General features: G+C 49.3%; 11 protein-coding genes. 5 read left to right on the top strand and 6 right to left on the bottom strand.

Translation table 11 applies throughout. The annotated features are described in order from the left end of the window. Nucleotides 1-108 precede the first annotated feature (108 nt). The 4 genes from ELY33_RS15620 (at nt 109) to ELY33_RS15635 (ending at nt 3135) form a co-directional block, all read left to right on the top strand. Nucleotides 109-954, top strand: coding sequence for a prepilin peptidase (locus ELY33_RS15620; protein WP_126948827.1), 846 nt, complete (start codon nt 109-111; stop codon nt 952-954). Between the two features lie 40 nt (nt 955-994). Beyond that, nucleotides 995-1591, top strand: coding sequence for a dephospho-CoA kinase (gene coaE, locus ELY33_RS15625; RefSeq protein ID WP_126948828.1), 597 nt, complete (start codon nt 995-997; stop codon nt 1589-1591). Nucleotides 1592-1689: 98 nt separating this feature from the next. Beyond that, nucleotides 1690-1923 (top strand): DNA gyrase inhibitor YacG, encoded by a 234-nt coding sequence (yacG, locus tag ELY33_RS15630; protein WP_126948829.1) that lies wholly within the window; start codon nt 1690-1692, stop codon nt 1921-1923. A gap of 339 nt (nt 1924-2262) precedes the next feature. Then, complete coding sequence (locus ELY33_RS15635; RefSeq protein ID WP_126948830.1) at nt 2263-3135, top strand: DNA replication terminus site-binding protein; 873 nt, start codon at nt 2263-2265, stop codon at nt 3133-3135. Nucleotides 3136-3166: 31 nt separating this feature from the next. Here ELY33_RS15635 and ELY33_RS15640 read toward each other — a convergent pair whose 3' ends face one another. After that, complete coding sequence (locus tag ELY33_RS15640; RefSeq protein WP_126948831.1) at nt 3167-3514, bottom strand: hypothetical protein; 348 nt, start codon at nt 3512-3514, stop codon at nt 3167-3169. 371 nt (nt 3515-3885) lie between these two features. Between ELY33_RS15640 and ELY33_RS15645 the strand changes: the two genes are divergently transcribed. Beyond that, complete coding sequence (locus ELY33_RS15645) at nt 3886-4719, top strand: helix-turn-helix transcriptional regulator (RefSeq protein WP_126948832.1); 834 nt, start codon at nt 3886-3888, stop codon at nt 4717-4719. A gap of 77 nt (nt 4720-4796) precedes the next feature. Here ELY33_RS15645 and ELY33_RS15650 read toward each other — a convergent pair whose 3' ends face one another. From ELY33_RS15650 to pheA, 5 genes are all read right to left on the bottom strand, one after another. After that, a complete protein-coding gene (locus ELY33_RS15650; RefSeq protein ID WP_126948833.1) occupies nt 4797-5171 on the bottom strand; it encodes a histone-like nucleoid-structuring protein, MvaT/MvaU family in 375 nt (124 codons plus the stop codon). A gap of 286 nt (nt 5172-5457) precedes the next feature. Continuing rightward, nucleotides 5458-7134 (bottom strand): 30S ribosomal protein S1, encoded by a 1677-nt coding sequence (gene rpsA, locus ELY33_RS15655; RefSeq protein ID WP_126948834.1) that lies wholly within the window; start codon nt 7132-7134, stop codon nt 5458-5460. A 184-nt stretch (nt 7135-7318) separates the two neighbouring features. After that, nucleotides 7319-8008, bottom strand: a complete 690-nt coding sequence (gene cmk, locus ELY33_RS15660) for a (d)CMP kinase (protein ID WP_126948835.1) — start codon at nt 8006-8008, stop codon at nt 7319-7321. Next, nucleotides 7998-10289, bottom strand: coding sequence for a bifunctional prephenate dehydrogenase/3-phosphoshikimate 1-carboxyvinyltransferase (locus ELY33_RS15665; protein WP_126948836.1), 2292 nt, complete (start codon nt 10287-10289; stop codon nt 7998-8000). The genes cmk and ELY33_RS15665 overlap by 11 nt, the downstream gene beginning before the upstream one ends. 11 nt (nt 10290-10300) lie before the next feature. Beyond that, nucleotides 10301-11392, bottom strand: coding sequence for a prephenate dehydratase (gene pheA / locus ELY33_RS15670; protein ID WP_126948837.1), 1092 nt, complete (start codon nt 11390-11392; stop codon nt 10301-10303). Nucleotides 11393-11396: the final 4 nt, after the last annotated feature.

An 11396-nucleotide genomic window follows, 5' to 3' on the forward strand; every position in this document is an offset into this window, starting at 1 on the left:
AATGACACTTTCCAATCTTCAATGACACTTTCCAACTTTTACCGATGCTTTCCCGCGGTACTGATACTTTCTAACGCTTATCGGCACTAACAAAACAGCAGGAATACTATGGATTTACCGCCAAGTTTTTACCTTTTTTTTGCTTTATTGATTGGCCTCTGTTTCGGCAGTTTTCTGAACGTTGTCATCACCCGTTTACCCGTTATGTTGATGCGCAGCTGGCGCAATGAAGCACGCGCTTCTCTGGAGCTTGCCGAAGAGCCGTCACCCCGCTTTAACCTTGCTACTCCAAAGTCAATGTGTCCACGCTGCGAACAGCCGATTGCCTGGCACGACAACCTTCCCTTACTAGGTTGGCTAAAAAGAAGGGGGAAATGCGCTCATTGCAAAACGCCCATCAGCGTTCAGTACCCACTGGTTGAGCTAATGGGCGGGGTGCTTGCTGTAGTAGTTGTCGCTTTGTATGGTGCCACCCTCAGCGCAATGTTTATCTATGGCGCCTGTTTAACGCTGCTTGCCTTGGCAGTCATCGACTTTCGCACCTATTTACTCCCTGATAGTTTAACCCTGCCGCTGCTTTGGGCCGGCTTTGCCTATCAACTGGTCTTTCAGCCTTTGTTGCTCCCTAGCGCTGTCATCGGCGCAATGGCAGGCTATCTGGTGCTGTGGAGCTTTTACTGGCTATTTAAACTGATAACAGGCAAAGAAGGCATGGGGTTTGGGGATTTCAAATTACTCGCAGCGCTTGGCGCTTGGCTAGGCTGGAGCATGTTGCCACTGCTGCTTATTTTATCTGCTGGTATTGGCGCGGTGGTGGGATTAGCTGCCCAAGCAGTATCACCTAAGCTGCGTGGCCAGCCTCTCCCTTTCGGCCCCTTTCTTGCGCTGGCGGGCTGGATTTGCTTGCTTGTAGGAAACGAGTTAATGGCACTCTATACATCGTTACTTCATTAACGCTAACACCAATTTTGGGTCAACCTTTTCGGGAGCAAATATGATCATTGGGCTGACAGGTGGTATTGGTTCGGGAAAGTCTACTGTTGCCCGTACGTTTGAAGAACTGGGGGTTGGCTGGGTGGATGCCGACGATGTCGCAAGAGAAGTCGTTGCCCCTGGTGAGCCCGCGCTAGCGGCCATTGCTGAACACTTTGGTACAGAGATATTGAACGCTGACGGTACGTTGAATAGGTCGGCGCTACGTACCATCATTTTTGAAGACCCCGCACAACGCCAGTGGTTAGAATCTGTCACTCACCCTAGGGTTCGTGAGCGCCTTCTTTCACATCTTGAACGCCTGCAGCAGCAGTCGCCCTATGTTTTACTAGTATCGCCACTGCTGTTTGAGTCTGGGCAAGATAAACTGGTAGATCGCACACTCGTCATCGATGTACCCGAATCGCTGCAATTCGCCCGCACGCTTGCTCGGGATGGGGTGAGTGAAAACCAAGTGCGTGCTATCCTCGCCGCCCAACTTCCACGCGAAGAACGACTTGCGAAGGGCAATGATGTCATCGATAACAGTGGCGACCATGCAAACATAATGCGCCAAGTCATCCAATTGGATCGGCGTTATCGTGCAGACTGCGCTTAGCGACATATTTGAAACAGTACTTGAAACAGTACTTGAAACAGTACTTGAAACAGTACTTGAAACAGTACTTGAAACAGTTTTTGAGACAGGAGTTAGTCATGCCCACGCCGGCGAATGATTCACCGCTAGAAGTTGCCTGCCCTCAGTGCGGCAAGAAAATCATCTGGGGGCCAGAAAGCACCTATCGCCCTTTTTGTAGTAAACGGTGCCAACTACTTGATTTGGGCGCCTGGGCAGAAGAATCGCATCGCATAGCCGGTGAATCGGCCATGGATGAAGCAGACTTAGATACCCTGCTTGCTCAAGCAGATAGAGACGCCCCGCTTTCCTGAAAGGCCCCGGTTTCTTAGAAGTTAAAAGAATAGTGCAATTCGTTTCTAACTTCTTAACGCTGCTATCTGAGGGGGCTTCTGAAAGACGGTTGTTGAAGGAGAACTCCTAAAAGAAAGCTCCTGAAAGAAAGCTCCTGCCTGAACGACAGCATACAAAAGGAATTACTAAGAAAAATTACTAAGAAAAATTGCTAATAAAAGTACTAATAAAGAGTTGTTAAAAATAGTTATTAAGAGTAATTATTAAGGACAGCGGTTAAGAAAAGTTACCACGAAAAACATTACTGAGCGTGTGTCGCTGAAAAAGTCTCGCTTTACTAGCTTATAGGTCCGCCTTAAATGACCGATACCCCGCCGCCTTCGTATCACCTTCTGCATGAGCTTGATGTCCACTTCGACCAATTAGTGGCTACCATCGAGCGGGCTTCAGCACTGTATGAATCAGAACAACCGCCTACCTGGCGGTTTCATCACGCGGCTAGCAACCCTGCTTGGCTGCGGGAAGCCCTACTGGATATGTGGCATCAACAGGGGCAGGACGGGCGCGAAACGCGTAACTATATAGCTGTCATCGCCGCTAGTGATGAATTACTTGAAGCTTGCCATCAAATTAATCACGCGAAAGCACGTATCAGCGATTTAATCGCGCGCATTAAGCACTCTCATCCAAACGCGTTGAGTGATGCTAAGGCTCGCTTACCCAAGCGACATCCACATATCGATGAAATACTGCGTAAAAGCGGATTTGCGAGGCTCCATCTAAAACAGTGCTGGCGGCAACTCCCCATTGCTCCGGCGCCCGTGTCCAGAGTTAGGCTAGCGTGGTACAGCAGCGGTCGCTCAATCAAAAGAGTCAGCGTCCAGGAGGCTGAGCAAAAATTATTACAATTAGATAGTGATGCGCCACACATTCGCATCCAGCTACGCAAGCTTGCCAGCATTCCAAGTAGGGAAATATTGGCGCAGGTACAAACCCAAGCCCCGTTAATGCGCGCTAATTTGTTTTTTGTCGAACCGCTTGCCGATGGGCATACGCGGCGAGCGCTTAATATTGCAATGCCGTTAATCGTACCCGCTAATGAAGGTCGATTGCCCCACCTTAAAGCCCCTGCGGAAACGCCTCCAACGACTCGTACTAGAGCTAAGCGGCGCGATGAAAAACTAGAAGACGACGTCTATTTACCCAGCCTACGTATCTTTCGATATCGTTAACAGTTAATTGCTGTCTTACTATTTTAACGTATTAACTGAACGCTGCTGGCACGCTTTCTAGCTCCCACTGCTTGGCCTCAAGCAATGTGTGAATCATCTCTGCAACATCTCGCTCTGACAAATCATAGGCATCAATCAGCGCTTTTAAGCGCTGATCAAACAAGCAGCTTTGCTCATGAGAGTATGCTGCTTTGTGAGCCGCTTGGTCGTCTGCTTCTAACGCCGCAATTGAACGTACTGGTGGACCCGTTGGAATATCGAAATCGCTGTTAGGATCGTCTAACTGACGCAGTGCGTGTGCGAAGGCATCATCCAACTCACGGAACTTACGTAGTTTTTCACGCTCATCGAGCTGCTTTTGAACCTTTTGATATTTCATCGATGTTTCATTTACACCTTACTTGAAATGGGTGACAAGCCTGCTAAAACAGACCTTTTTTTGTTAAAACTGTGCACAAACGCGTAAAACCTCTGGGCAAACTTGCCTTTGCACTCTCTTACCATCATAAAGGCATCACGGCTAAGCAATACACGAACGGATACTAATTATTAAGCGGTATGCTTCTACTGATAAAGCCAAAAAACGACCAGCAAAGTAGCTTAAGGCCGCGCATATAGCGGCAAATTCATCTGGCAGACAGAAAGCAATCTTAATCGCCTATCAGATTACTAGCAACGCAAGCACCGGGAAGGTGCATTACAGGTGAGATGAGTAACGACCTGTACGACTCAAGCATAGGAGGCCAGATAATGTTCAATGCAATGATGCGTGCTGAGATCTGGCTGCAAGACACACTCGATAAGCCATTCGGAATCGAAGACCTTGCTAACCACTTAGGATACTCAGCGTCACAAGTACGCCGACAGTTCCGCCAGTGCTTCAACATATCGCCGAGCGCTTACCGTGAAAAAAGGCGTCTTGAACGAGCCGCTGTATTGCTTTCACTCACCTCACAAAATATAGCGCAAATCGCTATTCGTTGTGGATATACCAATCACTCTTCTTTCTCACGCGCCTTTCAGCGCCGCTATCAACTGTCACCCCGCGAATACCGTCATGCGGTAAGAAGCATGTATCTTCAGAGCAGGCCTGACAGACATTATACGACCAGCATTGAAAAAAGCCGGCCTGCGCATGTTGTTTTAATGCGCATGTACCAAGCACCAGACCACATTCGTGGACTAGGCTACACCAACTATCACGCCAATCATTTAGAGTGCCTACAAGCCCAGCTAGGGATATCTACTCCAACAATGGTGTTGCCAGATCTCTTGGCAGAAAAAGCAAAAGCAGTTATTGAAGAACCTAGCTTAAACCAAACGAGAACTGATATTGGATTCTATCTTGAAAGTAAAAATGCTGCCAAGCACGTGGCGTTGCCTGTTACCTATCGGCGAGTTGAAATTCCTTCTCGTTACTATGCAAAAACATGCTTCGACAATATTTCACAACTGTCTAATGTAATGTCTGAAACACTAGTGGCTTTAATGAATAAAAGAAACCATTTAAATATCAGTGGTGACGCACCTCAGGTATTATGGCAACCGCAGCACATTGAGTTGAGAATACCTCTGTCTTTCTAACTCGATCTGAGTAATTTTTACCGATCATATCAAACCAAAACCGGCATTTCTCGTTAGAAATGCCGGTTTAAAACGACTTAGTCTTCCATGCGCTCTAGCCAAGACTCAACGGTTTCATCACCATGCTCGTCTTTCCAGCTACGCAGGCCTTTATGATTGCCACCACGGGTTTCAATCACTTCACCGGTATGCGGGTTTTTATAAATCTTCAGACGACGCTTACGGCGCGTAGAAGAAGCAGCATTGCCTTTTGAACCACGCTGTTCCGCGTTAGGGTCAAGCAATGCAATAACGTCAGAAGGACGCTTGCCAAACTCGTTCATTAGCGCTTCAAGCTTCGCTTTAAATTCAAGCTCGCTCTTCAAGCGCTGATCGCCTTCCAAGCGCTGTAAATCTTCTTGCAGTTGTTTTAGCTGCTGTTCCTTTTGAATGTACTCATTCAATAACGACATAGGGGTTCCTTTCAGCATAGGTTTAACTGCGCGAGTTAATCAATTTATCAACTCAATACGCACGAGTTCAGGATGCGCGTGTATTATTGCTGTAAATGCGCTAACTGACAATAGTCTAGTTGATTTTACCTTAAATACTAATTGATTTTTATTGCTAAGTTAGCACTATAAAAACCAGCTTATACACTCAGTTCAAACATAGGCTAATTATTTATTTCATGTCGTACGCGTTTATAAAAAAACGCCGCCCATTGGGCGGCGTTTTTACAGGCTTTCAACTACTTAATTAATCTTGGCCCATTTGCTGCTTGATTAGATCACCGATGGTGGTTGGACCACCCGCTTCCGGCTCTTGATCACGCAGTTTCTTCAGATTTTGACGAGTATCGTCTTGCTCTTTCGCTTTAACCGACAAATTAATCTGACGGCTCTTGCGATCGACGCTAACGATACGCGCTTCAATGCTGTCGCCTTCATTCAGCACGTTGCGGGCATCTTCAATGCGATCAGCACTGATTTCAGACGCCTTGAGAATAGCGATAACATCAGTCGCCAGCTCAACGTGTGCTTCTTTGGCATCAACTTCTACAATACGGCCTGTAACGATACTGCCTTTGTCGTTAACCGACAGATATTCAGCTACTGGATCGGAATCCATTTGCTTAATACCTAAGGAAATACGCTCACGCTCAGGATCGATTGAAAGAATAACGGCTTCTGCTTCGTCACCTTTCTTGAAGTTGCGTACGGCTTCTTCACCGGTTTCTGTCCAAGAGATATCAGACAAGTGAACCAGACCATCAATGCCGCCTTCAAGGCCGATAAAGATACCAAAGTCAGTAATTGACTTGATAGTACCTGAAACACGGTCGCCCTTGTTATATTCAGCGTTGAAGGTTTCCCACGGATTAGCAGTACACTGCTTAATGCCCAGAGAAATACGACGACGCTCTTCGTCGATATCAAGAACCATCACGTCAACATCATCGCCCACTTGGACAACTTTAGACGGATGAATATTCTTGTTCGTCCAGTCCATTTCTGAAACGTGAACCAGACCTTCGACACCCTCTTCAAGCTCAGCAAAGCAGCCGTAGTCAGTCAGATTGGTGACAACAGCGTGCACTTTGGTGCTTTCTGGGTAACGGGCTTTGATGTTGACCCAAGGATCTTCACCAAGCTGCTTAAGACCTAGTGATACACGGTTACGCTCACGGTCAAACTTGAGCACCTTAACGTTGATTTCGTCGCCAACAGCCACGATTTCAGACGGATGCTTAATGCGCTTCCACGCCATGTCTGTGATGTGAAGCAGGCCGTCAACGCCGCCCAGATCAACAAAGGCACCGTAATCAGTTAGGTTCTTAACGATACCTTTGATTTGCTGACCTTCTTGTAGCGTCGCCAGCAACGCTTCACGCTCAGCGCTGTTTTCGGCTTCCAGCACGGCGCGACGCGAAACAACGACGTTGTTACGCTTCGGGTCAAGCTTGATGACTTTGAAGTCTAGCTCTTTGTTTTCCAGGTGCGCAGTGTCGCGAACCGGACGAACGTCAACCAAAGAGCCTGGCAAGAAGGCACGGATAGAGTCGACCTCGACAGTAAAGCCGCCTTTGACTTTACCGTTGATCACGCCCTTGACGACTTCATCTTTCTCGAAGGCTGCTTCCAGAATCTTCCAAGCTTCAGCGCGCTTGGCTTTTTCACGGGATAGACGGGTTTCACCGAAACCATCTTCTACGGCTTCAAGCGCAACATGCACGTCGTCACCGATAGCGATGGTGAGTTCACCGTTCTCATCGCGGAATTGTGACGCAGGGATCTGACCCTCAGATTTCAGACCAGCGTTAACGGTAACCCAGTCACCGTCAATGTCGACAACCTGAGCCGCGACAATTGCGCCTGGCTCCATGTTGATGTCGTTAAGAGACTGTTCAAACAGTTCAGCAAAGCTTTCGCTCATGGTTTTCCTACGTGATCAACGTTGTTGAGGCATAAATGCCTTCTCCGTACCACCAGCAAGTACGGGCCTAATGTCATTCAGCTTTTGGAGGTGTTAGCGCTGGTTAGACCTGACCGGGTTCTCTGATATGGAGTTATCGCCCTGCCACGTCGTGACACCTTTCCAAAAACGCCGCAAGCGAGGATCAAATGCCGTTTGTTATGCCACGTTGAGCTAACAATCCAGACAGCTGATCAACCACTTCCGGTATGCTCAGGTATGTGGTATCAAGCGTTATGGCATCATCTGCCGGCTTGAGAGGAGCCACACTGCGTTGCGTGTCGCGTGCATCGCGCACCTGAATCTCCTTTAAAAGACTCGATAGACTAGCACCCACCCCTGCTTCCTGCAACTGTAGATGCCTTCGCCGCGCACGTTCTTCTGCACTTGCGGTTAGAAAAATTTTCAATGGCGCATCAGGGAATACTACCGTTCCCATATCACGACCATCAGCGACCAAACCCGGCGACTGTTGAAAGTCTCGCTGACGCTGAAGCAACGCTTCACGGACTTGCGGCAGGGCCGCCACACGAGACGCTCGCTCACCCGCTTGCTCTGTGCGTATCGCTCGGGAAACGTCCTCACCTTCTAGAAGCGTTCGAGGCTGCCCATCCTGCACGGGGAAAGCAACATCAAGCTGAGCTGCAAGCAGCGCTAACGACGTCTCATCATCCAGTGCCACGTCATGTTTCGAGGCTGCCTGTGCAGTAAGTCGATATAACGCACCGCTGTCTAACAGATGCCACCCCAGGCGTTCGGCAACTAAGCCACTGATGGTGCCTTTACCTGCTCCACCTGGGCCGTCAATGGTGAGCACAGGGATCTTAATCGTCATTAACACCCTCCACACTTACACGCATACCGATATGCTGCGCCAACGCCACAAAATCAGGGAAAGAAGTAGCCACATTTGCGCAATCATCGATGATGATGTCATCGCTTGCGCGCAAAGAAGCAATCGCAAACGACATGGCAATACGGTGATCACCCAAGCTGTCAATGCGCCCACCGCCATAACTCGGCACGGAATCATCACCATTGCCGTCGATATCGATACCGTCTTCAACAACCGTGTGGTTAACGCCTAAAATTGCCAGACCATCTGCCATTGCCTGAATCCGATCAGACTCTTTAACACGCAGCTCTTCAGCGCCACGTAAGCGTGTCTTACCTTGCGCGTTAGCGGCGGCAATAAACAGCGCAGGAAATTCATCAATGGCAAGCGGTACTTGATCAACAGGGATATCAATCCCTTTTAAGGGCGCATAACGGATACGAATATCCGCTACCGGCTCTCCGCCTACCTCATGCGCATTTTCAAGCGTTAAGTCAGCTCCCATCAAACTAAGAATATTAATGACGCCAATACGCGTAGGGTTGATGCCTACGTGCTCAAGGGTAATATCTGCCCCTGGTGTGATAGCCGCTGCTACTAAGAAGAATGTTGCAGAAGAAATATCGGAAGGAACATCTATCGGACCTGCTGTCAGCTTGCCGCCCCCCTGAAGCCAGCAGGTATCTCCCTCGCGCGATACGTCATAGCCAAAGCCATTAAGCATACGCTCGGTGTGATCTCGAGTAGGAGCGGGCTCCCGCACACGCGTTTCACCTTCAGCGTACAAGCCTGCCAGTAATAAGCACGATTTCACCTGTGCGCTGGCCATAGGCATGGCGTAGTCAATACCCTTCAATGCTGCGCCACCTTTAATATTAAGGGGCGGTCGGCCGCCTTCAGCAGTGTCGATAGTTGCACCCATCAAACGCAGTGGGTCAGCCACACGTCCCATTGGCCGCTTGGTTAATGACTCATCACCGGTTAGCTCGCTATCAAACGCTTGACCTGCTAATAGCCCGGCAAACAAACGCATGGCAGTACCGGAATTACCCACATAAAGTGGGCCTGCTGGGGCTTTCAAACCATGCATTCCCACCCCATGAATAGTGACTCGCCCTTGATATGGCCCTTCAATGGCAACGCCCATCTCACGGAAAGATTGCAGTGTCGCAAGGCTGTCTTCACCTTCAAGAAATCCTTTTACCTCGGTGACTCCCTCCGCCAAAGCGCCTAGCATAATAGAGCGATGGGACATTGATTTATCGCCCGGCACGCGTAGACGTCCTTGCGCCTTACCGCCCGGCTTCACCCGATAAGTCACTTTACCGTGTGGTTGCATATGATATTCCGCCTGATAGCTGGTTTTATTCAATAACGTATCGAAATAATGGCGTGCATGACTGGCACGATCAAAAGTTGCAATAAGAGAGTCGCTATCGCCACTTTCTACTGCCTGGCGTAACCGAGCGAGTCCTGCTTCAAAATCATCTAACGACGACAATACGGCATCTCGGTTGGCAATAAATATATCTCGCCACATAACAGGGTCGCTGCCAGCGATACGGGTAAAATCCCGGAATCCACCGGCTGCATAGCGAAAGATTTCTAACCGCTCGTCTTGACGCGCCAGCGTATCGACCAATGAAAATGCCAATAGGTGTGGTAGATGACTAGTACGTGCGAGCACTTGATCATGCCGTTCTACGCTCATTTGCAGCACGTCAGCGCCAGCGGCCTTCCATAACGCTTGGACCCGTGCAAGCGCGCCTGCATCTACATTCGGCTCTGGGGTAAGAATCACTTTGTGATGAACATAGAGGGCTGGATCTGACGCGCTAACACCACTTTTTTCAGATCCAGCAATAGGATGACCCAGCACCACCGAAGAGGGCATTTCACCAAAAGCACGCACAGCACAATCACGGATCGTCGCTTTTGTGCTGCCCACATCGGTAATCACAACGTTCTCAGAGGCGCGGTGAAGAGAAGCCGCCAAGGTGGTCATTACACTCTCCATTGCCAACACTGGCACGGCCAGAATCACCATGGAGACGTCATCAAGCAGTTCCGCTAGCTGTGAACCGCCATTATCTATTAACCCTAACTCAATCCCCTGGGCAATTTCTGATGCATTAGCGTCGCACGCTGAGATATGCCCTTTAAAACCTGAATGACGAAGCGCGGCGGCTAGCGACCCGCCGATCAAGCCAAGACCAACAATTAATAAACGTGACTCTTGGCAAGGTGGCCGACTATCAGCGCTTGTTTCCAACGCTTGCACAGCACACTCCGTCACAGCACGCCTAAAGGATAGGAGCCAAGAACCCGCAGCTCAGACGCGCGCAGCCTAACTTCTTCAAGCACAGCTGCTACCTGCGGCTCGTCCCGATGCCCTTTGAAATCAATGAAGAACACATAATTCCAAACGCCCGTCCGCGAAGGACGTGTTTCGATTCGTGTCAAATCAATACGGTGACGGTGAAACGGCTCCAGCAGATCATAGAGCGCACCGGGCTGGTTGCGCATAGCGACAACAATTGAGGTTTTATCCTCGCCAGATATTGGTACATCTTGATTACCAATAATCAAAAAGCGCGTGGAATTATCAGGTCGATCCTCAATTTTCTCGGCAATGCGCTCTAGGCCATACAGCTTGGCCGCCATATCCCCAGCAATCGCCGCACTGTGCCACTCTGTTTTAACCAGCTTGGCCGCTTCCGCATTTGAGGAAACAGGCACACGTTCAGCGTGAGGAAAGTGGGCATCAAGCCATTTACGACACTGACCAAACGACTGTGGGTGGGAGTAAATTCGTGAGACTTTATCTCGACGCGTGGTTTCGCTAATCAGAAGATGGTGATGAATACGCAGAACCACTTCACCACAGATCCTGATCGACGAATCCATAAAGGTATCGAGCGTATGATTAACAACCCCTTCGGTAGAGTTCTCTACCGGCACAACCCCATAATGAACAGCGCCTGCCTCTACTTCACGAAACACTTCATCAATCGCCGCCATCGGCATACTGACGGCACTTTCACCAAAGTGCTTAAGCGCTGCCTGCTGGGTAAACGTTCCCTCAGGGCCTAAATAGGCAACTTTCACAGGCTGCTCTAGAGCAAGACACGCCGACATAATTTCGCGAAACAGCCTCGCCATTTCTTCAGAATCTAGCGGGCCCTGATTCAACGACATGATGCGACGCAACACCTGCGCTTCTCGCTCAGGACGATAAAATATAGCGTCTTCGTCTTGGGAGAGTTTAACGTGCGCCACTTGCTGAGCGCAGTTGGCGCGCTCACTAATCAAGTGCAGAATATCGCCATCCAACTGGTCGATACGTTGACGTAAGTCGTCTAAATTAACCGGCGTATCGGACATTGTG

The sequence above is a fragment of the Vreelandella andesensis genome, from assembly GCF_003989795.1.
GTDB lineage: Bacteria > Pseudomonadota > Gammaproteobacteria > Pseudomonadales > Halomonadaceae > Vreelandella > Vreelandella andesensis.

What these genes read in the sequence shown, in the direction of transcription:
- ELY33_RS15620 (WP_126948827.1), top strand. Translation starts at nt 109, where the DNA reads ATGGATTTACCGCCAAGTTTTTACCTTTTTTTTGCTTTATTGATTGGC.
- coaE (WP_126948828.1), top strand. Translation starts at nt 995, where the DNA reads ATGATCATTGGGCTGACAGGTGGTATTGGTTCGGGAAAGTCTACTGTT.
- yacG (WP_126948829.1), top strand. Translation starts at nt 1,690, where the DNA reads ATGCCCACGCCGGCGAATGATTCACCGCTAGAAGTTGCCTGCCCTCAG.
- ELY33_RS15635 (WP_126948830.1), top strand. Translation starts at nt 2,263, where the DNA reads ATGACCGATACCCCGCCGCCTTCGTATCACCTTCTGCATGAGCTTGAT.
- ELY33_RS15640 (WP_126948831.1), bottom strand. Translation starts at nt 3,514, where the DNA reads ATGAAATATCAAAAGGTTCAAAAGCAGCTCGATGAGCGTGAAAAACTA.
- ELY33_RS15645 (WP_126948832.1), top strand. Translation starts at nt 3,886, where the DNA reads ATGTTCAATGCAATGATGCGTGCTGAGATCTGGCTGCAAGACACACTC.
- ELY33_RS15650 (WP_126948833.1), bottom strand. Translation starts at nt 5,171, where the DNA reads ATGTCGTTATTGAATGAGTACATTCAAAAGGAACAGCAGCTAAAACAA.
- rpsA (WP_126948834.1), bottom strand. Translation starts at nt 7,134, where the DNA reads ATGAGCGAAAGCTTTGCTGAACTGTTTGAACAGTCTCTTAACGACATC.
- cmk (WP_126948835.1), bottom strand. Translation starts at nt 8,008, where the DNA reads ATGACGATTAAGATCCCTGTGCTCACCATTGACGGCCCAGGTGGAGCA.
- pheA (WP_126948837.1), bottom strand. Translation starts at nt 11,392, where the DNA reads ATGTCCGATACGCCGGTTAATTTAGACGACTTACGTCAACGTATCGAC.